The organism is Duganella dendranthematis (assembly GCF_012849375.1).
Lineage (GTDB): Bacteria > Pseudomonadota > Gammaproteobacteria > Burkholderiales > Burkholderiaceae_D > Rugamonas > Rugamonas dendranthematis.
This window is the reverse complement of record NZ_CP051684.1, coordinates 3,566,023-3,586,928: the sequence shown is the minus strand read 5'-3', so window position 1 is coordinate 3,586,928 and position 20,906 is coordinate 3,566,023. Positions and strand designations below refer to the sequence as shown.

Genomic DNA, 20,906 nt, shown 5'->3' with positions numbered 1-20,906 from the left:
TCAGACCTTTGGATAATTAGTCAGTTTGGCCGGGACGCCGCTGATCGAGCCTGCGCCCATGGTCATGACGACATCGCCGTCACGCACCACGCCCATGATGGTCTCCGGCATATCGCCGATCACCTCAACAAAAATCGGTTCCGTCTTGCCGCGTGCGCGCAATGCATGCGCCAGCGCGCGGCCATCGGCCGCCACCACCGGCGCTTCGCCGGCGGCATACACCTCGCCCAGCACCAGCACGTCCGGCGCGCCGAGGACTTTGACGAAGTCTTCGAACAGGTCGCGCGTGCGGCTGTAGCGGTGCGGCTGGAACGCCAGCACCAGACGGCGGCCCGGATAGGCGGCGCGCGCGGCGGCCATGGTCACTTCCATTTCCAGCGGATGATGGCCGAAGTCGTCCACCAGCGTGAATGCGCCGCCACCAGGAATGGCCACATCGCCATATTTGGTGAAGCGGCGGCCAACACCGGCAAAGCCAGCCAGGCCGGCTTGCGTGGCGCTGTCCGGGATATTGATCTCGCGCGCGATGGCGATCGCCGAGCAGGCATTCTGCACGTTGTGCATGCCTGGCTGGTTCAGCACCACGTCCAGGTCCGGATAGCCTTCCTGCTTGACGGTGAAGTGCATCTCCACACCGACGGCGCGCGCGTTCACGGCGCGCACTTCCGCATCTTCGGCGAAGCCGTAGGTGGTCACCGGCTTGGTCACCTGCGGCAGGATCGAGCGCACATGCGGATCATCGATGCACATCATGGCGCGACCGTAGAACGGCAGACGGTGCGTGAAGTGGACGAAAGCCTGCTTGAGCTTCTCGAAATCGTGCTCGTAGGTTTCCATGTGATCGGCGTCGATATTCGTGATCACTTCGATCATCGGCGTCAGATTCAGGAACGAAGCGTCCGACTCGTCGGCTTCCGCCACCAGGTATTCGCCGGTGCCCAGTTTGGCGTTGGCGCCGGCGCTGGTCAGGCGGCCGCCAATAACGAAGGTCGGATCGAGACCGCCCGCCGCCAGCACGGACGCCACCAGGCTGGTGGTGGTGGTTTTGCCGTGCGTGCCGGCGATGGCGATGCCGCGCTTCAGGCGCATCAACTCGCCCAGCATCAGCGCGCGCGGGACGATCGGCACTTTACGGCTGCGTGCCGCCACAACTTCCGGGTTGTCCTGCTGTACAGCTGTGGAGGTGACGACGACGTCCGCCTTGCCGATGTTTTCCGCCGCGTGGCCCTGATACACGATCGCGCCCATATCGGCCAGGCGCTGGGTGACAGCGTTACTGCCCAGGTCCGAGCCGGACACGGTGTAGCCCAGCGTGAGCAGCACTTCCGCAATGCCGCTCATGCCGCTGCCGCCGATGCCGACGAAGTGTATGTTCTGTACTTTGTGTTTCACAGCTTATCCAATGCTAATTCTTCCAATACCTGTGCGATTGCTTCATTCGCATCGCGCTTGCCGACCTCGCGCGCCGCCGTGGCCATGGCCAGGCAGGCGGCGCGGGTCAGCGTTTCCAACAGCGTCGCAACTGCTTGCGCGCTCAATTCCGTTTGCGGCATGTGAATCGCCGCCTTCTGTGCCGCCATCCACTGCGCGTTGTCGCGCTGGTGGCTGGTGGTCGAGGCCACGAACGGCACCAGCACGCTGGCCACGCCGGCCGCAGTCAGTTCCGACACCGTGATGGCGCCGGCGCGGCAGATCACCAGATCCGCAACGCTGTAAGCCGCAGCCATATCGTCGATGAAGTCGACCACGTTGGCCGTTACGCCGGCCTGCTGATACGCCGCCCGCAGCGCATCGATATTCTTCTTGCCCGACTGGTGGGTCACCAGCGGACGCTGGCCTTCCGGGATCAGCGCCAGCGCGGCCGGCAAGCTGTCGTTCAGCGCTTTGGCGCCCAGGCTGCCGCCCACCACCAGAATGCGCAACGGACCTTCGCGGCCGGCGAAACGCTCGGCCGGCGTTGCCATGTCCAGGATCTCCTTGCGCACCGGATTACCAGTGACCACTGCTTTACCTGCAGCGCTGCCGAAATTGGCAGGGAAACCAAAGCACACCCGGTCCGCGAACGGCACCAGCGTTTTATTCGACAGCAGCAGCGCCGCGTCGGCGTTCACCAGCACCAGCGGCGTGCCGCGCATGCGCGACATCAGGCCACCCGGCACGGTCACATAACCGCCCATACCCATCACAACGCTCGGCCTGCGGCGGCCGATGAAACTGAAGCAATCCTTGAACGCCTTGACCATCTTCAGCGCGCCGCCCAGCGAGTGCTTGATGCCCTTGCCGCGCATGCCGGTGAAGTGGATGCTGTCCATGGCGATGCCGTGCTTGGGCACCAGGTCCTGCTCCATACCGGTGGAGGTGCCCAGCCAGCTCACTTCCCAGCCGCGCGCGCGCATGGTTTGCGCGATCGCCAGGCCAGGGAAAATATGACCGCCCGTACCGGCCGCCATAATCATCAATCGTTTCATAGTCTGCCACCACGCATCAGAACCCGGTTCTCGTAGTCGATCCGGAGCAGGATCGCGAGTCCGACGCAGTTAATCACAACACCCGTGCCGCCATAGCTCATCAGCGGCAGGGTCAAGCCCTTGGTTGGCAGTAAACCCAGATTCACGCCCATGTTGATAAACGTCTGCACGCCGATCCAGATGCCGATGCCCTTGGCGGTAAGGCCGGCAAAGGTCTGGTCGATGGCGATGGCCTGGCGGCCGATATCGAAGGCGCGCTTGATGATCCAGTAGAACAGCGCGATCACCACCAGCACGCCGGCCAGGCCCAGTTCTTCACCGATCACCGCCAGCAGGAAATCGGTATGCGCTTCCGGCAAATAGTGCAGCTTCTCGACGCTGCCGCCAAGGCCTACGCCGAAAATCTCGCCACGTCCAAAAGCGATCAGCGAGTGCGTCAGCTGATAAGCCTTGTTCATCGCGTTGTCTTCTTCCCACGGATTGAGGTAGGCGAAGTAGCGCTCGCGGCGGAACTTGGACAGCGCGATGATGGAACCGAAGATCACCACCAGCACGGCGCCGATACCGCCGAACCAGATGGCATTGATCCCGCCCAGGAACAGGATGCCCATGGCAATGCAGACGATCACACCGAAAGCGCCGAGGTCCGGCTCCAGCAGCAGCAACAGGCCGACGAAGCCGACCGCCGCCGCCATCGGCATAAAGCCTTTGGTCAGCTTGTGCATGTATTGCTGTTTGCGCACCGTGTAGTCGGCGGCGTATAGCACGGCCACGACCTTCATCAATTCCGAAGGCTGGACGTTAAACACGCGCAGCGACAACCAGCGGCGGCCACCGTTGACCACCACGCCCAGGCCGGGAATCAGCACCGCCACCAATAACACCAGCGTGCCGATGAACAGGTACGGCGCGGCCTTCTGCAAGTCGGCGATGCGGATGCGGAACACGAACAGGCCGGCGATCAGCGACACGGCGATGAACATCGCCTGGCGCTGCAGGAAGTAGGTATTCTGCCAGCGGACATAGTTGGCGAACTTCGGCGAATCCGGCAGCGAGATGGATGCCGAGTACACCATCACCATCCCCAGCAGCATCAGCAACAGGGTGACCCAGACCAGCGGCTGGTCGTACTCCATCATCTTCGACTGCCGCGCGCGGCTATCCATCGGCGATTCGGCCGACTTGGCGCCAAAGCGGAATGGCAGCTGGAGCGGCATCAGATCTCCTGTCCCGCGTCGAGAGCGATGTCACGCACGGTGTCGATGAACACCTGGGCGCGATGCGCGTAGTTCTTGAACATATCCATGCTGGCGCAAGCCGGCGACAGCAGCACGGCGTCGCCGGCTTGCGCCAGTTCGCTGGCGCGCTTGACGGCTTGCGGCAGGTCGGTGCCGCAGTCTTCCAGCGCGACGCCGGTGTTTTGCAGCGCGGCGCGAATCTGCGGCGCGTCGCGGCCGATCAGCAGCACGGCGCGGGCAAACTGCGCGGTCGGGTCGGCCAATGGCGCAAAGTCCTGGCCTTTGCCGTCGCCGCCCATGATGACCACCAGGCGCTGGTTGGCGCCGGTGAAGGCTTTGCCCAGTCCATTCAGTGCGGCCACGGTGGCGCCGACGTTTGTGCCTTTGCTGTCGTCGTAGTATTCAACTTCATTGATGGCGCTGACCAGTTCCACGCGATGCGGCTGGCCGCGATATTCGCGCAGGCCGTGCAGCAGCGGCGCCAGCGGCAGGTCGATGGCGCGGCACAGAGCCAGCGCGGCCAGCGCGTTGGCGGCGTTGTGGACGCCGCGGATTTGCAGCGCGTCGGCCGGCATCAGGTTCTTGACGATGCATTCCACTGGCGGTGGCGGAGGATCGTTCTTTTTGCGCTTCTTCGGTTCGCCCTCTTCTTCGGCCGGAACGGCGGTGGCCAGCCACAGCACGCCGCGCTCGTTGTTCAGGCCAAGGTCGTCGCGCAGGACTGGCGCGTCCGTGCCGAAGGTGACGTTATGGCCGGTGGCGCTGGCCATGCGCATGGTGGTGGCGTCGTCGCGATTCAGGACGCGCACGGTATTGGCGGCAAAGATGCGGTGCTTGGCGGCGGCGTACGATGGCATGTCGCCGTGCCAGTCCAGGTGATCCTGTGTCACGTTCAATACGGTCGCCGCGTCGGCTTCCAGCGTGAAGGTGGTCTGCAGTTGGAAGGACGAGAGTTCGAGTACCCAGACTTCCGGCAGCTGCGTGGTGGGCGATGGCGCGTCGGCAGCAGGCGGAGCGACGGCGTCGTCGGCTGGCGCGGCATCGGATGCGTCCTGGCCGGCCGGGGCGGCCGGCGCTGGCGAGGCGTCCAGCACTTCACGCAGCACGTCCAGCGCAGCGGGGCTGATGTTGCCGGCCACGCGCACGGTCTTGCCGGCGCGCTCGCACAGCTGTCCGACCAGCGTGGTGACAGTGGTCTTGCCATTGGTGCCGGTGATGGCGATGACTTTCGGCGCGTAGCCGCGTTCCGCCTTCAGCGCTTCCAGCGCCTGCGCGAACAGTTCGATCTCGCCCCACACTTCAATGCCGGCGGCAGCGGCGGCCGGCGCAATCTCTTTCAAGTCGCGGCCTGGCGCCAGGCCCGGGCTGACGGTGACGAAGTCCACGCCTTCCAGCAGCGACGCGGCAAATGGGCCGGCGACAAATTCCGCATCCGGCACGGCGGCACGCAAAGCAGGAAGGCGATCCGGCGACTCACGCGTATCGGCCACGCGCACGCGCGCGCCGCTGCGGGCAAGCCACAGCGCCATCGCCAGGCCGGATTCTCCCAGCCCTAAAACCAGTGCGTTTTTGCCGTCGTAAATCATCAGCGCAGTTTCAACGTTGAGAGTCCAACCAGTACCAGAATCATCGTCACAATCCAGAAGCGAACGACGACCTGGGTCTCTTTCCAGCCTTTTTGTTCAAAGTGGTGATGCAGTGGCGCCATCAGGAACACGCGACGGCCGGTGCCATAACGCTTCTTGGTGTACTTGAACCACACCACCTGGATCATCACCGACACCGTCTCCGCAACGAAGATGCCACCCATGATGAACAACACAATCTCCTGACGCACGATCACCGCAATGGTGCCCAGCGCGCCGCCCAGCGCCAACGCGCCGACGTCCCCCATGAACACCTGCGCCGGATGGGTGTTAAACCACAGGAACGCCAGACCAGCACCAGCCAGCGCGCCGCAGAAGATAATCAGTTCGCCCGCGCCAGGAATATGCGGCAGGAACAGATACTTCGAATAGTTGGCGCTACCGGTCAGGTAAGCGAACAGGCCGAGGGCCGAGCCGACCATAATCGTCGGCATGATGGCCAGGCCATCCAGGCCGTCAGTGAAGTTAACGGCGTTGGACGAGCCGACGATGACACAGTAGGTCAACGCGATGAAGCCCCACACGCCCAGCGGATAGCTGATGGTCTTAAAGAACGGCACAATCAAGTCAGCCTTGGGCGGCAGGTCCATCTCGAAGCCGGAACGCACCCAGGCGAAAAACAGCTCGAACACCTGCGAAGTGCTCGGCGCCGACACCGAAAACGCCAGGTACAGCGCGGCGGCGATGCCGACCAGCGACTGCCAGAAGTACTTTTCGCGCGAACGCATGCCTTCCGGGTCCTGGTACACCACCTTCCGGTAGTCATCCACCCAGCCCACCGCGCCGAAGCCCAGCGTGACGATCAGCACAGGCCAGATCAAACGGTTAGACAAATCGCACCATAGCAGCGTGGAAATCGCGATCGACAGCAGGATCAACACACCGCCCATGGTCGGCGTGCCTTGTTTTTTCAGGTGGGTCTGCGGACCATCGGTACGCACGGCCTGGCCATACTTCATCGCGGTCAGCTTGCGGATCACGAACGGACCAGCGGCCAGGCCGATGAACAACGCCGTCGCGGTGGCGAACACCGCGCGGAACGTGATGAAGTTGAACACCCGGAGTAACCCGACGTCCTGCTGGAAAAATTGTGCGAGCCAGAGCAGCATGATTAGTGACTTTCCTTGTTAGCTTGTTGCGACCCAATCAAATGCTGCACGACCCGCTCCATTTTCATGAAACGGGAGCCCTTGATTAATACAGTTGCATCAGGCGATACCGCTGCTTCGACAGCAGCCAGCAAATCGCCAAAGTTTTCAAAATGACGAACACGTGCGCCGTTGATGTGCGCAGCCAGTTCGCCTGTAACCAGCACCGTTTCGATGCCTTTCGTTTGCGCGTACGCGCCGACTTCTTCGTGGAACTCGCGGCCCTGCGTGCCGACTTCGCCCATATCGCCAAGCACCAGAATGCGCGGCGCGGCGGCTTTCGACAGCACGTCGATGGCAGCGCGCACCGAATCCGGATTGGCGTTGTAGGTATCGTCGATGACCACCGCACCATTGGCGGCTTGTTTCTTCTGCAGGCGGCCGCTGACCGGCGCAAAGGTGTCGAGTCCCAGCTTGATCTTTTCCAGCGCGATGCCGGCGGCGTAAGTGCACGCCACCGCAGCCAGCGCATTGCGCACGTTGTGCTCACCGGCCGCTTGCAGGCGCACGAAGAACTGCTGCGTATCGGCCTCGCTTTCGCAGATAGTGATGAACATCTCGCTTTCGAAATCGCTGGCGCGGAAAGTGCAGCTGACTTCCGCTTCCTTGCTCAAGCCGAAGCGCAGCATGCGACGCCCGGCCGACAGCTCTTCCCACACCGGCGTGAACTCGTCGCCATGCGGGAATACCGCGACACCGTCGGTCGGCAGCGCGGCCAGCACGGCGCCGTTTTCGCGCGCGACTGCTTCCACGGTGTGCATGAATTCCTGGTGTTCGCGCTGGGCGTTGTTGACCATGGCAATGTTGGCGCCGGCGATGGCGGCCAGGCGGCCGATTTCGCCCGGATGGTTCATGCCCATCTCGATCACGGCCGAATGCTGGCTGGCGTCCATACGGAACAGCGTCAGTGGCACGCCGATTTCGTTATTCAGGTTGCCGCGCGTGGCCAGGCGGCCTTCTTCGCCGTGTGCTGCCGCCAGGATCGCGGAGATCATCTCCTTGACCGTGGTCTTGCCATTGCTGCCGGTGACGCCGATGACCGGCATGCTGAACTGCTTGCGCCAGTAGTTGGCGATCTGGCCCAGCGCCACCAGCGTATTCGGCACCACGATGGCCGGCAGCGTAAAGCCGTCCGGCAGTTCTTCGACGATGACGGCGGCGACGCCCTTCTCCGCTGCCTGCGGCAGGAAGCTATGAGCGTCGAACACTTCGCCGCGCAGCGCGACGAACAGATTGGCTGCGATGACACTACGGCTGTCGGTGGAGACGCCGTTGAATACAACTTCGCCGTCACCCACAAGGCGGGCGCCGGTCAGGGAAGGCAGAATTTGTGCGAGTGCTGCACGCATTAATTCGTCCTCATCATGGTTAAGCGTGCCGACAGCGCCAGTTGCGCATGATCGGCGTCGGAGAATGGCAGCTTCTTGCCTTTGATTTCCTGGTACGGCTCGTGGCCTTTACCGGCCAGCAGGATCACATCCGGCTTGGCCGCATGCTTGACTGCCGACAGGATGGCGGCGGCGCGGTCATCCAGCGCCTGCACCGTCGATGCCGGATTGTTCTGGTCCATGCCGGCCAAAATCTGTTCGATGATCGAATGCGGATCTTCGCTGCGCGGATTGTCGCTGGTGACCAGCACGTGGTCGGCGGCCTGCGCCAGCTTGCCCATCTGCGGACGCTTGCCCGGATCACGGTCGCCGCCGCAGCCGAACACGCACCACAGCTGGCCGCCGCGGTCGGTGGCCACAGGACGCAGCGCGGCCAGGGTCTTCTCCAGCGCGTCCGGCGTGTGTGCGTAGTCGATGACGATCAGCGGTGCATCATGGCCGCCGACTTGCTGCATGCGGCCCGGCGCCGGCTCCAGTGCTTCCACCGCTTCGATGGCGGCGCGCAGGCCCAGGCCTTTGGCCAGCATCGCGCCCATCACGCCGAGCGCATTGCTGATATTGAAGCCGCCCACCAGATGCGTGCGCACTTGCGCCACGCCCAGCGCGCACTCCAGATGGAATTCGGTGCCGCCGCTGCGGCCTGCGCGCAGCTGGCTGGCGCGCAGTATCAGCACGCCGTCGATGTCCGGACGCGCGGTGCTGTCGTGCAGCGTGTAGCCGATCAATGGAATCTCGCCGGCCAGCGGCGCAGCCTGCGCTTTCAGGTGATCGATGATGCGCACACCCGCTGGATCGTCCAGATTGACGACGGCGGTTTTCAGGCCAGGCCACTGGAAGAGCTTGAGCTTGGCCGCCTCGTAGGCTTCCATGGTGCCGTGGTAGTCCAGGTGGTCGCGCGTCAAGTTGGTGAACAGCGCCACGTCGAAGCGCATGCCCGACAGGCGGCCCTGTTCCAGGCCAATCGACGAGGCTTCAATCGCCAGCGAGGTCGCGCCTTTGTCGCGCAGGTCCGCCAGCGAACGCGCCAGCAGCACCGCGTCCGGCGTTGTGTAGCCGGTGACGTCGTAATCCACTTCACCGCGCGGACGGAACACGCCCACACCCAGCGTGCCAATGACGGCAGCCGGTTCGCCGCCGCGCGACAGGGCCTGGCCCAGCCACACGGCGCTGGAGGTCTTGCCGTTGGTGCCGGTAACGGCCACGGTGAACATGCCGGCATCCGGCTGCGCATAGAAAGCGTGCGCGATGACGCCGGCGTTCTTTTTCAGGTCCTCGACCGTCAGGTAAGGCACGCTCCACTTGTCGTTCCACGCAAAGCCAGCCGGATCGAGCACGATCAGCGCCGCGCCCTGTTCGATGGCGCCGTCGATAAAGCTGCGGCCATCGCCGGCGTCGCCCGGATAGGCAAAGAACACATCGCCCAGCTTGATGCGACGCGAATCCGACGCCAACTGCGCGCCTGGCGCCAGCTTGCGGATTGCGGCTGCAATAGCCAAAGGGTCGAAAGTAGAAGTCGTCACATGTTCCCCTGTGCTGCAGATTCAGGAATGATGATATGGGTCAGGTCCGAGTCCGGCGCCACGTTCTTGGCGCGCAGCGCCTGCGCCGCCAGTGCCGAGAACACCGGACCGGCGACGTCGCCGCCGACGTGCACCGGACCGCCCGGTTCGTCGATCATGACGGCGATGATGAAGCGCGGATTCGACATCGGCGCCATGCCGATGAAGTTACCAATATATTTGGATTGCGAGTAGCGGCCGTTGAGCACCTTCTGCGCGGTACCGGTCTTGCCGCCGACGCGATAGCCCGGCACTTGCGCCTTGACGGCGGAGCCGCCTGGCTGCGTGACCATTTCCAGCATTTCGCGCATTTCAGCGGCGGTCTTCGGGCTGACCACAGGCGTGCCATGCGGCGCCTCGGTCACTTTCTGGAACGACAGCGGAATGATGTCGCCATCGCGGGCGAAGATCATGTAGGCGCGCGCCAGCTGGATCAGCGACACCGAGATACCTTGGCCGAAGCTCATATTGGCTTGCTCGACCACGCGCCACGATTTATACGGACGCACGCGGCCCGCCACCGCACCGGGAAAGCCCCACTTCGGCTGCTGGCCGAAACCGACCTTGGTGAACATCTCCCACATATCCTGTGCCGGCATGCCCAGCGCGATCTTCGACGTGCCGATGTTGGAGGACTTCTGGATGATGGTCTGCACGTCGATCAGATAGTGCGGGTGCGTATCGTGAATGATATGGCCGCCGATCAGCGCCGAACCGGCGCCGGTGTCGAACATGGTATGCGGCGTGATGCGTTTCTCGTCCAGCGCCAGGCCCACGGTGAAAGGCTTCAGCGACGATCCCGGCTCGAAGGTGTCGGTCATCACGCGGTTGCGCAGCTGTTCACCGGTCAGCTTGGAGCGGTCGTTCGGGTTGTAGGTTGGCCAGTTGGCCAGCGCCAGCACTTCGCCGGTGTGCACGTCCAGCACCACGGCCGCACCGGCCTTGGCGTGGAACTTCTCCACCGCGTCCTTCACCTGCGTGAACGCGATGTACTGGATCTTGCTGTCGATCGACAGCGTCAAGTCCTTGCCGTCGTGCGGCTCGCGCACCGACTCGATATCTTCAACGATGTGGCCCAGGCGGTCCTTGATCACGCGACGGCTACCGGTCATGCCTTGCAGGGTTTTCTGCTGCGCCAGTTCCATCGATTCCTGGCCCTGGTCTTCAACGTTGGTGAAGCCCACCACGTGGGTTGTCACTTCGCCCTGCGGGTAGAAGCGCTTGTATTCCTTGCGGGTCTGGATGCCGTCGATATCCAGCTTCGCGATCTGGTCAGACACGTCCTGCTCCACCTGGCGTTTCAGGTAGACGAAGCTGCGGTCCGAGTCGAGTTTTTTCTGCAGCTCGGCGTCGGTCATGTCGAGCAGCTTGGCCAGCTGTTTCAGCTTGGCCGGCGGCGCTTCCTGCACGTCTTCCGGGATCGCCCAGATGGCCTTGACCGGCACCGACGACGCCAGCACCTGGCCGTCGCGGTCAGTGATCTTGCCGCGCGTCGCCGGCAGTTCCAGCGTGTGCATATAGCGGCTGGCGCCCTGCTTTTGCAGGAACTGGGTCGACACGCCCTGCAACCACAATGCGCGCACGCCCAGCGCCACGAAGGCGGCGAACAATACGAACAGCACCACGCGCGAACGCCAGGTCGGCAGACGCACTGCCAGCACTGGGCTCTTGGAGAAGGCCACGCCTTTGGAGGCGGCCACGCGGGAGGTGTTCACATTGTTGGAGCGGCTCATTTTGCTGGCTCCGGCGTCAGGTATTGGGTGCGCGCGGCGGTCAGCTGCGTCATGTTCAGATCGCGGCGCGCGATTTCTTCAATCCGCGCGTGTTTGCCCAGCGTCGACTGGTCCAGCTGGAACTGGGCCCATTCGATGTCCAGCTGGCGCGCCTGCGTCTGCGCGCGTTCCAGCTCGATGAACAGGTGACGCGCCTGGTACTGCGCGTTGACCAGCGACAGGCCGCACGCGACCAGCAACGCCGTCAACACCAGGTTGATCTTACCGCTCATGCAGCCTCCGCATCCGAAGGAATCGGCAGGCGGCGCGCCACGCGCATCACCGCCGAACGGGCGCGCGGATTGGCGTCGACTTCCTCGTCTGACGGCTTGATCTTGGCCAGCAGCTTGAGTTCCGGCTGCGGCAGGTCCACCGCGCGGATCGGCAGGCGGCGGTCGGGCTGCTCGACGTTGGCCTTGGAGGCGAAGAAGCGCTTCACCATGCGGTCTTCCAGCGAGTGGAAGCTGATGATGGCGATGATCGCACCCGGCGCCAGACTAGCGTAGGCCTGGGTCAGACCGACTTCAAGGTCTTCAAGCTCTTTATTGATGAAAATCCGGATAGCTTGAAATGTGCGGGTTGCCGGATCCTTGCCCTTTTCCCGAGTCTTGACCGCGCCTGCCACGATGCCGGCAAGCTGTCGTGTGGTTGAAATTGGCTCGACTGCCCTGCGAGCAACAATCGCCTTTGCAATCTGAAAAGCAAACCGTTCTTCCCCATATTCCTTTATCACCTTTTCCAGTGTCTGTTCGTTTTCAGTGGCGAGCCACTCCGCCGCCGACATACCGCGTGTGGTGTCCATGCGCATGTCGAGCGGGCCGTCGTTGCGGAAACTGAAGCCGCGCGCGGCGTCGTCCACCTGCGGCGACGAGATGCCCAGGTCGAGCAGGATGCCGTCCACCTGATCGACGCCGTTGGCCGCCAGCGACTCGCGCATGGTGGCAAAGCTGTCGTGGACGATGGTGAAGCGCGGGTCGTTGATCTGTTCGGCGGTGGCGATGGCCTGCGGATCCTTGTCGAACGCCACCAGGCGCGCCTTGGCGCCCAGCCTGGACAGGATCAAGCGCGAGTGGCCGCCGCGGCCGAAGGTGCCGTCGACGAACACGCCGTCGGCGCGCGCGCCGGCCAGCGCCAGCGCATCGACTGCTTCGTCTAGCAGCACCGTGCGATGCTGGAATTCAGGCACCGTTGTCGTGGTCATGAAAGGGGGCCTTAGAAGGAGAAATTGGCAAGTACATCAGGGGTGCCGGCCTCCAGGGCCTGCTGCTCTTTTTCCGCCATCTTGGCGGCGTCCCAGATCTCGAAGTGGGAACCCATGCCCATCATCATCACCTCTTTGTCCAGGCCGACGGCGGCGCGGAGTTCGGGCGAAATGAGGATGCGGCCGGCGGTGTCCATTTCCACGTCGGTGGCGTAACCGAGGAAAATGCGTTGCCAGGCGCGCGCTTGCAGGGGCCAGGCGGAGATCTGTTGACGGTGTTGTTCCCACACAGGACGGGGGAACAGCATGACGCAGCCGTCGGGATGGCGCGTCAGGGTGAGGCGGCCTTCACACTGGATCGACAGCGCGTCACGGTGCTTGGCAGGGATGGACATCCTGCCTTTGGCATCGAGATTGATTGCGGACGCGCCTTGAAACACGTGATTACCTTTTGACCTCAGTATGGTTAGCGGAGCATGAAACTATGGCCATTCGTATTTCATCTCCCCTGTCCGCTAAGTCAGGCAAAATTTCCCACAAAAAGACACTTTTTCACACAGATGCCCACTTTAGAGGATGCAAGAATCGTGGTCAAGCGCTTTCAGCCAATCGAAACAGGGATTTTATTAATGAAATTAAGGACTTAGCGCGATTCCTTGAAGCCAGCTAGAAACAAAATAGTTCGATAAATTAAGTACTTATGTAAGGTTGTGAAGGTGACACCTCATCTATACCCATGTGTTTTGGTTAAAAATTATGCGATTAAAAATAGTGATCTAAATGCATAAAGTTGCAAAGCACCAACATTGCGGTAGCAAATAGACAACCAGGGAATGGGCAGGGAAAATACGCGGGATAGAGACGAGAAGCGCATCAACAGCGCGCTCACGCGGAATGAGGGAACCTTCACAAAACACCAGCAACTAACTCAACTTTACTTCATGGCAACAGCGACAGCGCAACTTGTCTATACAAATTTTGCAGCGCATCAACGCTATTATACGCGCTGAAAATCGTCCCAAACAGGGTCGCCGGCAAAGGCGCCGGCCAGGTAATCGACAAAACTGCGCACCTTGGACGGCAAGTGGCGGGCGCTCGGATAAATCGCCTGCACCACCAGTTCTTCGGCAACGCAGCCGGGCAGCAGTTGCACCAGCCGGCCCTCGGCGATGGCGGGGCCGAATGCAAACGTCGGGCCGTAGGCGATGCCCAGGCCTGCCACCGCCATCGACAGCAACAGCTGCATATTGTTGGCTTGGGCGCGCAGCGGCCCGGCGATGGTGTGCACCTGCCGGGCGGCGTTGGTGATGTTCCAGTCGCCGGCGGTGACCGCGCCGCTGAAGGCCAGGCGTGGTGCATCGCGCAGATCGGCCGGGGTTTGTGGCGTGCCATGCAGCGCCAGCCAGGATGGCGCGGCGCAGAACACCATGCGGCACGGCGCCAGCCGGCGCGCCACCAGCTCGGAGTCCGGCAGCCGGCCGATGCGGATGGCGACGTCGATGCCGGCCGTGTGCAGGTCGGTGTACTGGTCGTCCAGGATCACTTCGGCCGTCACCTGGTCGTGCTCGGCCAGAAAGCCCGCTACCAGGTCGCCCATGTGCAAGGCGCCGAAGCTGACCGGGGCGGCGATGCGCAGCCGGCCGCGCAGGGTGGCGGCGTTGTCGCTGGCTTCCTGGTTGGCCTCTTCAAACTCTTCCAGGATACGCTTGCAGCGCGCGTAATAGGCCTGCCCGGCCTCGGTGATGCTCAGGCTGCGCGTGCTGCGCTGGAGCAGACGCACGCCGAGCTCAGCCTCCAGCCCGCCAAGGTATTTGCCCGCCATCGATGCCGACAGGCCGAACTTGCGCCCGGCAGCCACCAGACTGCCCTCTTCTACTGCCGCCACGAAGACGGAGATACACGCAAAACGGTCCACAGCAGCTCCATTCGATCACATTACGATCGATTTATGATAATGACAGGGGGATTATCACGTCATTTGCGCGAATCTACAATGGAGGCCAGTTATCCATCAAGGAGTATCGCCATGCATATCACCGTCAACAATATCCGGCTTCACGTCAGCGAACAAAGCGGCAAAGGGCCCGCGCTGGTCTTCCTGCACTACTGGGGCGGCTCGTCACGCACCTGGCAGGCGGTGATCGACGCCCTGCCAGCCGGCCGCCACACCATTGCGCCCGACCTGCGAGGCTGGGGCGATTCCGACGCGGCAGAGAACAATGCCTACGCCCTGACCGACTTCGCCGCCGACATCGAGCACCTGATTGCTGCGCTGACGCTGAAGCAGTACGTGCTGATCGGGCATTCCATGGGTGGCAAGATCGCCCAGCTGCTGGCGTCACGCCAGCCGCAAGGATTAATGGGATTGGTGCTGGTCGCGCCAGCGCCGCCGACGCCGCTGGCGCTGCCGCCGGAAGCGCGCGCCGCAATGGAAAGCGCCTACAACTCGCCGGAGTCGGTGGGCATGAGCATCGACCACATGCTGACCGCCAAGCCGCTCAGCGCCAGCCAGCGCGAACAAGTGATCGACGACAGCTTGCGCGGCGCCCCGCAAGCGCGCGTCGCGTGGCCCAACTACACGAGCCGCAAGGACATCAGCGATGCGGTACAGAAGATCGCCGTGCCGACCATCGTCATTGCCGGGGAACTGGATAAGGTGGATCCGGTAGAGGTATTACAGGCGGAACTGCTGTCGCGCATTCCGCAAGCGAGGCTGCATGTGCTGCCAGACACCGGCCACCTGTCGCCGCTGGAATCGCCACAGGACGTAGCTGAGGCGATCGACAACTTTGTCGCCTCGCTGGGCTAATTCAGTTTTCCCAATCCTTGGAGCGCTCGACGGCACGCGACCATTTGGCCAGCAATTCCGCGCGGCGGTCGCTGCTCATGGCAGGCTCGAAGCGGCGTTCGCAAATCCATTGCGCACCGATTTCCTCCTGCGTGTCCCAGAAGCCGACCGCCAGGCCGGCCAGATAGGCGGCGCCGAGCGCGGTGGTTTCGGTCACTTTGGGACGCACCACCGGCACGCCCAGCAAGTCGGCCTGGAATTGCATCAGCAGGTCGTTGCGGGCGGCGCCGCCGTCGGCGCGCACTTCGGTCAGCGGCAGTGACGCGTCTTTCTGCATCGCCGCCATCAGCTCGGCGCTCTGGTAGGCGATGGCTTCCAATGCGGCGCGCGCGATATGCGCACGCGTGCTGCCACGGCTCAGGCCGAACAGCGCGCCGCGCGCGTAAGCATCCCAGTGCGGCGCGCCAAGGCCGACGAAAGCCGGCACCATGAATACGCCGTCGCTGTCCGGCACGCTGGCCGCCAGCGCCTCCACCTCTGCCGACGATTTGATGATGCCCAGTCCGTCACGCAGCCACTGCACCGTGGCGCCGCCCATGAAGACGCTGCCTTCCAGCAGATAATCAGTGGCGCCATCGACGCGCCAGCCCACCGTGGTCAACAGGCGATTGTGCGACGCCACCGGGTGGCGTCCCAGATGCATCAGCATGAAGCAGCCGGTGCCGTAGGTGTTCTTGACCATACCCGGCTGATGGCAAGCCTGGCCGAAGGTGGCCGCCTGCTGGTCGCCGGCGATGCCGGCCACCGGTATCGGCGCGCCGAACAGATTGGCATGCGTGTTGCCCACTTCCTCGCTGGAGGAGACGATCTGCGGCAGCACCTGCTCCGGAATATCGAACAGGTGCAGCAGGTCAACATCCCAACGCATCAGGTGGATGTTGAACAGCATGGTGCGCGACGCATTGCTGACGTCGGTCACATGCTGGCCGGTCAGTTTGTATACCAGCCAGCTATCCACCGTTCCAAAAGCCAGCCCGCCCTGGCGCGCCTTTTCGCGCGCGCCGGGAACGTGATCCAGCAGCCACTTCAGCTTGGTGGCGGAGAAGTAGGCATCCAGTTCCAGCCCGGAGATATCAGTGATTTTTTTGGCCTTGCCGTCAGCGCGCAAGGCGTCGCAAATATCGGCCGTGCGGCGGTCCTGCCAGACAATGGCGGGGGCGATCGGTTCGCCGGTCTTGCGATCCCACACCACGGTGGTCTCGCGCTGATTGGTGACGCCGATGGCCAGCACGTCGTGCGCATTGACATGGTGATCGGCCAGCACCTTGCGGGCCACCGCCAGCTGACTCAGCCAGATGTCATGCGGGTCGTGCTCGACCCAGCCGGGATGGGGGAAATGCTGGGGAAATTCCTGCGCTGCGCAGCCACAAATCTGGCCCTGATGGTCAAACAGGATGGCGCGCGAACTGGTCGTACCCTGGTCCAGAGCAAGAATATATTTTTTCATCGCGAAAAAATGGTTGTTAGTTGAAGCAAGCCGATAGGCCGGATTTTGTTACGGCGCAGGCGAACCTGCGCTATGACAGCCATTCCTCTAGGCGCTGGATTACTCCAGCGCTCAAGCTTCCTACCCGCACGCTCCGCGAGCAGCATCATCGCGTGCCTATTTGGAATTGCACCAGGTGGAGGTTACCGCGTTTCACCGTAACTTAATACGCTCGTCTCTGTGGCCCTATTCCTCGCTTTATATCCCGTGAGGGACTTTCAGCGGACGGCCGTTAACCGTCACCCCGCTCTATGGAGTCCGGACCTTCCTCCCGTCAGGCATTACACGCTGACCAGCGGCTGTCTGGCTTGCTTCGGGCGCTATTGTACCAGTCCGCGCCTGCAAATCTGAAATTTGGTGTCGCCATTGCCAAAGCAGCGCGTCCGGCGCCGCCGTAGAATGCCGTGATACCTTCACCGCAAAAGGCTCACCACAATGACGCAACCATCCCGCACCGGCGGCCAGATCCTGGTCGACGCCCTGAAGATCCACGGCGTGGACACCGCCTTCGGCGTCCCCGGCGAAAGCTACCTGGACGTGCTCGACGCCCTGCACGATTCCGACATCCGCTTCATCATCAACCGCCAGGAAGGCGGCGCCGCCTTCATGGCCGATGCCTACGGCAAGATGACCGGCAAGCCAGGCATCTGCTTCGTCACGCGCGGCCCCGGCGCCACCAATGCCTCGATCGGCGTGCATACGGCGTTCCAGGATTCGACGCCGATGATACTGTTCATCGGCCAGGTCGGCAGCGACTTCATCGACCGCGAAGCCTTCCAGGAAATCGACTACCGCCGCATGTACGGCCAGATGGCCAAGTGGGTGACGCAGATCGACCGTGCCGACCGCATGCCGGAATACATCGCGCGCGCCTTCCAGATTGCCACCAGCGGCCGTCCCGGCCCGGTGGTGCTGGCGCTGCCGGAGGATATGCTGACCACCAGGGCCAGCGTGGCCGACACCCGCTGCTACCAGCCGGTGCAAGCCTCGCCGTCCGCCGCGCAGATCGACACCGTGCGCGGCCTGCTGGCCGGCGCCAAAAAACCGCTGCTGCTGTTGGGCGGCGGCGGCTGGAACCAGCAAGCCTGTGCCGACATCCAGCGCTTTGCCGAAGCTAATCAGCTGCCGGTCAGCTGCGCCTTCCGCTTCCAGGATTTGCTGGACAATGAACACCCGCAGTACATCGGCGATGTCGGCATCGGCATCAATCCCAAGCTGGCGGCGCGCGTGCGCGAGGCCGACGTCATCCTCGCCATCGGCCCGCGCCTGGGCGAGATGACCACCAGCGGCTACGCCCTGCTGCAAGCGCCGGTGCCAAGCCAGCGCCTGATCCACGTGCATGCGGATGCCGAGGAACTGGGCAGCGTCTACCAGGCGGAAGTGATGATCAACAGCGGCATGCCGCAGGTGGCGGCGATGCTGGCGGCCATGCAGCCGGTCGATGCCGGCGCCTGGCAACACACGGTGGCCGAAGCGCGCGCCGAGCTGAAAGCGTGGCAGCAGCAGCCGGCCATCTTCAAGGACGGCCAAGCGCCGCTGGACCTGTGGCAGGTGGTGCAACAGATCGACCAGTTGGCGCCGCATGACACCATCATCACCAACGGCGCCGGCAATTACGCCACCTGGGCGCACCGCTTCCACAGCTACGGCGGCATGCGCACGCAGCTGGCGCCGACCAGCGGCGCCATGGGCTACAGCGTGCCGGCCGGCGTGGCGGCCAAGATCATCGATCCGTCGCGCACGGTGATCACCTTTGCCGGCGACGGCGAATACATGATGAACGGCCAGGAACTGGCGACGGCAGTGCAATATCAGGCCGGCGTGATCATCATCGTGTTCAACAACGCCATGTTCGGCACCATCCGCATGCACCAGGAACGCGAGTATCCGGGCCGCGTGTCGGGCACCACACTGCACAATCCGGACTTCGCCGCGCTGTCGGTGGCCTATGGCGGTACGGGTGAAGTGGTGACGAGGACCGAGGAATTCGCACCGGCGCTGGAACGCGCACTGGCGCATACGCGGGAGCACAACCTGCCGGCGCTGATCGAGCTTCGCTACGACGGCAACCTGATCACGCCGGGCGCCACGCTGGAGACCATCCGCCAGCAGGCGGCGGCAGCGCAGGCCGCCAAATCTGCTAAGTCATAAGCCGGCGGTCGTGGTGGAGCCGCTGTCCTGCAGCGGCTTGTCTTCTTCTTTTTCCTTCTGGGGCTTGGGCACAGGGCAGGCACGGCACACGCCGGCCTTGCGGCCGAAGTCCGTCACCAGCGGCAGCCGCATCGGCACCGCCTCATCGCCGCAATAGCCGCCATCCAGCACCAGCGTCTTGCCGCCATCGGCCAGCTTGCCGCTAATGGTGCGTTCGTCTTCGTCCGGCGGGCGCACGGTGAAATACAGCTGCTGGCCGCGCGGATCGATGGTCACGTCGCTGGCCACCACCGGCCAGCTGAGGCCGCCGGCGGTATATTCATACAAAATCGTATCCACTTCGGCAAAGCGCTGCAGCGTGATGCGCTGGCCGCCGAATTCGCCGCTGTCGGCGTGGATGCATAAATCGGAAAACACCAGCATGCCGTAGCGCGGCAGCATGCCGGGCTTCTTGGTTGTCTTAGGGGCGGCCAGCACGGCGCAGGAGGCCAGCAGGATGGCGCCGGCAAACAGGGCACGTCGTGTCATTCTTTATCGCTTTCGGAAATGAACAACGGCTGCACAAGGCAGCCGTTGTTGAGTCTAAACCTGAATAATCAGATTAGAACGAGTGCTTCAGACCCAAGTTGAAGGCCTTGTCGCCCGTACCGGCTTCGGTGTTGTTACCAACGGTGTAGCCTGCGCCGTTTTTGTTTTTGATCTTAGCGTAAGCAACGTAGGTGCTGGTGCGCTTCGACAGAGCGTAGTTGTAACCGATGGCCCACTGGTCAGCGTCACGGTTGAACGACTCTTTGTCGTTCTTACGGATGTACGAAGCCATCACGGTGCCGGCTTCCGACACTGGTGCGGTCAGACCGATCAGAGCGTCCTGGCTGTCAGCGCTTTGAGCGAAGGTGTAACCGAACGCGTTGGTGGTTGCGGTTGCGCTAGCTGCGCCGTTGATTGGAGCCGAACCCTGGCCCTTGTCTTTCGAGAAGGCTGCGAAAACTTTCACAACTTTGAAGTCGTAGTTAGCAGCGACCAGCGAGTTGTGGCCAACACCGGCGGTTTTCAGTACCGTGGTGTCGTTGTTTTTCATGTTGTAAGCAACAGCAACGTTCAGAGGACCGTTGGCGTAACCCAGCGAGCCGCCAACTTGACGGGCAGCCGATGCGTCGCCCTGCTGTTCGCCCAGGCTGTACGAAACAGCGCCGGTGAAGCCGTTCAGGTTAGGGGTTTTGTACACAACAGCGTTCGAGTTGCGGGTCATGTAGCTGGCAACTGGGAACAGGTTTTTAGCGGTACCAGCGTAGCCCATTGCGAATGGATCACCAACGTCGCGCAGGGTTTCGTAGTACGGAGTGTACTGGCGACCCAGGGTCAGCGAACCAGCGGTTTTCGACGACAGGCCAACATAGGCTTCACGATTGAACAGGGTGCTGGTGGTGTTGTCCAGGGTGCCGTCGTCAACTTTAACGCCGGTTTCCAGTTTGAAGATAGCGCTCAGACCGCCGCCCAGATCTTCAGTACCTTTGAAGCCGATACGCGATGCCGAAGCTGCGCCGCTGGTCACTTTGGTGACGTTGCCTTGGGCGCCGCCACGTTCTGCGGTGATGCCAGCATCCAGGATGCCGTAGATGGTGACGTTCGACTGAGCGAATGCTGCGGAGCTGGTTGCTGCCAGTACGGCGATAGCGATAAGGGATTTTTTCATTACGTGTTTCCTTCAGTTGTGTTGCTGTAAAAATAAGCCAGTAGTGCGGCGTGTTCGGTGCTTCACGGCTTGTGCCGTTGTGTGCGTGAGGGCAAACTCCCCAGCTGCCACTGTGCATTCCAATCATGGAACACGTTCACTTGCTGCCGATCAATCTACGCCGGCTATTATCGCAGCGCCCTCATGGGGCGCCGGAGGCGGCACTATACTGATGCCAAGAAACTTCAACAAGTGTAAAACCATTCATACTGAATCGTCTGCATACTTGTCTGTTTTTCAAAGCAGCGGCATTTTACCGCATCGCAATA

The 20,906-nt window shown here is 62.6% G+C and carries 17 protein-coding genes and 1 other RNA gene; 2 read left to right on the top strand and 16 right to left on the bottom strand.

From position 1 onward, the window contains the following. The 12 genes from murC to HH213_RS16315 all read right to left on the bottom strand — a co-directional run bounded on the left by murC (position 1) and on the right by HH213_RS16315 (position 14,335). A complete protein-coding gene (murC, locus tag HH213_RS16370) occupies positions 1-1,392 on the bottom strand; it encodes a UDP-N-acetylmuramate--L-alanine ligase (protein ID WP_169112908.1) in 1,392 nt (463 codons plus the stop codon). Next, positions 1,389-2,468, bottom strand: a complete 1,080-nt coding sequence (murG, locus tag HH213_RS16365; RefSeq protein ID WP_169112907.1) for an undecaprenyldiphospho-muramoylpentapeptide beta-N-acetylglucosaminyltransferase — start codon at positions 2,466-2,468, stop codon at positions 1,389-1,391. Before murG ends, murC begins: the two co-directional genes overlap by 4 nt. Further along, on the bottom strand, positions 2,465-3,685 hold the full coding sequence (gene ftsW / locus HH213_RS16360) for a putative lipid II flippase FtsW (protein ID WP_110847269.1): 1,221 nt from the start codon (positions 3,683-3,685) through the stop codon (positions 2,465-2,467). Before ftsW ends, murG begins: the two co-directional genes overlap by 4 nt. Beyond that, entirely contained in the window at positions 3,685-5,292 is a 1,608-nt protein-coding gene (murD, locus tag HH213_RS16355) for a UDP-N-acetylmuramoyl-L-alanine--D-glutamate ligase (RefSeq protein ID WP_169112906.1), read from the bottom strand. Before murD ends, ftsW begins: the two co-directional genes overlap by 1 nt. Next, positions 5,292-6,461 carry a phospho-N-acetylmuramoyl-pentapeptide-transferase gene (gene mraY / locus HH213_RS16350; protein ID WP_110847271.1) on the bottom strand — a complete coding sequence of 390 codons (1,170 nt, stop codon included), beginning with the start codon at positions 6,459-6,461 and terminating at the stop codon, positions 5,292-5,294. The genes murD and mraY overlap by 1 nt, the downstream gene beginning before the upstream one ends. A 2-nt stretch (positions 6,462-6,463) precedes the next feature. Further along, positions 6,464-7,849 (bottom strand): UDP-N-acetylmuramoyl-tripeptide--D-alanyl-D-alanine ligase, encoded by a 1,386-nt coding sequence (locus HH213_RS16345; protein WP_169112905.1) that lies wholly within the window; start codon positions 7,847-7,849, stop codon positions 6,464-6,466. Then, positions 7,849-9,408, bottom strand: coding sequence for a UDP-N-acetylmuramoyl-L-alanyl-D-glutamate--2,6-diaminopimelate ligase (locus HH213_RS16340; protein ID WP_169112904.1), 1,560 nt, complete (start codon positions 9,406-9,408; stop codon positions 7,849-7,851). Before HH213_RS16340 ends, HH213_RS16345 begins: the two co-directional genes overlap by 1 nt. After that, entirely contained in the window at positions 9,405-11,180 is a 1,776-nt protein-coding gene (locus HH213_RS16335; protein WP_110847274.1) for a peptidoglycan D,D-transpeptidase FtsI family protein, read from the bottom strand. Before HH213_RS16335 ends, HH213_RS16340 begins: the two co-directional genes overlap by 4 nt. Next, positions 11,177-11,452: a cell division protein FtsL gene (ftsL, locus tag HH213_RS16330; protein WP_110847275.1), complete on the bottom strand. Its 276-nt coding sequence runs from the start codon at positions 11,450-11,452 to the stop codon at positions 11,177-11,179. Before ftsL ends, HH213_RS16335 begins: the two co-directional genes overlap by 4 nt. Next, complete coding sequence (gene rsmH, locus HH213_RS16325) at positions 11,449-12,420, bottom strand: 16S rRNA (cytosine(1402)-N(4))-methyltransferase RsmH (RefSeq protein ID WP_169112903.1); 972 nt, start codon at positions 12,418-12,420, stop codon at positions 11,449-11,451. The genes ftsL and rsmH overlap by 4 nt, the downstream gene beginning before the upstream one ends. An 11-nt stretch (positions 12,421-12,431) precedes the next feature. After that, positions 12,432-12,860, bottom strand: a complete 429-nt coding sequence (mraZ, locus tag HH213_RS16320; protein ID WP_110847277.1) for a division/cell wall cluster transcriptional repressor MraZ — start codon at positions 12,858-12,860, stop codon at positions 12,432-12,434. Positions 12,861-13,417: 557 nt separating this feature from the next. Then, positions 13,418-14,335 carry a LysR family transcriptional regulator gene (locus HH213_RS16315; RefSeq protein ID WP_169112902.1) on the bottom strand — a complete coding sequence of 306 codons (918 nt, stop codon included), beginning with the start codon at positions 14,333-14,335 and terminating at the stop codon, positions 13,418-13,420. A gap of 111 nt (positions 14,336-14,446) precedes the next feature. Between HH213_RS16315 and HH213_RS16310 the strand changes: the two genes are divergently transcribed. Beyond that, positions 14,447-15,229, top strand: a complete 783-nt coding sequence (locus HH213_RS16310) for an alpha/beta fold hydrolase (protein ID WP_169112901.1) — start codon at positions 14,447-14,449, stop codon at positions 15,227-15,229. Between the two features lies 1 nt (position 15,230). On the opposite strand, the gene glpK is transcribed toward HH213_RS16310, so the two are convergent. After that, on the bottom strand, positions 15,231-16,715 hold the full coding sequence (gene glpK / locus HH213_RS16305) for a glycerol kinase GlpK (protein ID WP_169112900.1): 1,485 nt from the start codon (positions 16,713-16,715) through the stop codon (positions 15,231-15,233). A gap of 18 nt (positions 16,716-16,733) precedes the next feature. Continuing rightward, positions 16,734-17,069, bottom strand: an RNA gene (gene rnpB, locus HH213_RS16300) — RNase P RNA component class A. A gap of 120 nt (positions 17,070-17,189) precedes the next feature. Between rnpB and HH213_RS16295 the strand changes: the two genes are divergently transcribed. Continuing rightward, complete coding sequence (locus tag HH213_RS16295; protein ID WP_169112899.1) at positions 17,190-18,905, top strand: thiamine pyrophosphate-binding protein; 1,716 nt, start codon at positions 17,190-17,192, stop codon at positions 18,903-18,905. Here HH213_RS16295 and HH213_RS16290 read toward each other — a convergent pair. Together HH213_RS16290 and HH213_RS16285 are read right to left on the bottom strand one after the other, a co-directional pair. Then, the gene (locus HH213_RS16290) at positions 18,900-19,433 is read right to left on the bottom strand and encodes a hypothetical protein (protein WP_110847282.1); all 534 of its coding nucleotides are present in this window, start codon (positions 19,431-19,433) and stop codon (positions 18,900-18,902) included. The two genes, HH213_RS16295 and HH213_RS16290, sit on opposite strands and share 6 nt — an antisense overlap. A gap of 73 nt (positions 19,434-19,506) precedes the next feature. Next, on the bottom strand, positions 19,507-20,598 hold the full coding sequence (locus HH213_RS16285; RefSeq protein WP_110847283.1) for a porin: 1,092 nt from the start codon (positions 20,596-20,598) through the stop codon (positions 19,507-19,509). Positions 20,599-20,906: the final 308 nt, after the last annotated feature.

Excerpts from the sequence above, each read along its gene's own strand:
- HH213_RS16310 (WP_169112901.1), top strand. The coding sequence starts at position 14,447 with ATGCATATCACCGTCAACAATATCCGGCTTCACGTCAGCGAACAAAGC.
- rsmH (WP_169112903.1), bottom strand. The coding sequence starts at position 12,420 with ATGACCACGACAACGGTGCCTGAATTCCAGCATCGCACGGTGCTGCTA.
- glpK (WP_169112900.1), bottom strand. The coding sequence starts at position 16,715 with ATGAAAAAATATATTCTTGCTCTGGACCAGGGTACGACCAGTTCGCGC.
- HH213_RS16295 (WP_169112899.1), top strand. The coding sequence starts at position 17,190 with ATGACGCAACCATCCCGCACCGGCGGCCAGATCCTGGTCGACGCCCTG.
- ftsL (WP_110847275.1), bottom strand. The coding sequence starts at position 11,452 with ATGAGCGGTAAGATCAACCTGGTGTTGACGGCGTTGCTGGTCGCGTGC.
- HH213_RS16335 (WP_110847274.1), bottom strand. The coding sequence starts at position 11,180 with ATGAGCCGCTCCAACAATGTGAACACCTCCCGCGTGGCCGCCTCCAAA.
- murD (WP_169112906.1), bottom strand. The coding sequence starts at position 5,292 with ATGATTTACGACGGCAAAAACGCACTGGTTTTAGGGCTGGGAGAATCC.
- murG (WP_169112907.1), bottom strand. The coding sequence starts at position 2,468 with ATGAAACGATTGATGATTATGGCGGCCGGTACGGGCGGTCATATTTTC.
- HH213_RS16285 (WP_110847283.1), bottom strand. The coding sequence starts at position 20,598 with ATGAAAAAATCCCTTATCGCTATCGCCGTACTGGCAGCAACCAGCTCC.
- HH213_RS16290 (WP_110847282.1), bottom strand. The coding sequence starts at position 19,433 with ATGACACGACGTGCCCTGTTTGCCGGCGCCATCCTGCTGGCCTCCTGC.
- HH213_RS16345 (WP_169112905.1), bottom strand. The coding sequence starts at position 7,849 with ATGCGTGCAGCACTCGCACAAATTCTGCCTTCCCTGACCGGCGCCCGC.
- ftsW (WP_110847269.1), bottom strand. The coding sequence starts at position 3,685 with ATGCCGCTCCAGCTGCCATTCCGCTTTGGCGCCAAGTCGGCCGAATCG.
- mraY (WP_110847271.1), bottom strand. The coding sequence starts at position 6,461 with ATGCTGCTCTGGCTCGCACAATTTTTCCAGCAGGACGTCGGGTTACTC.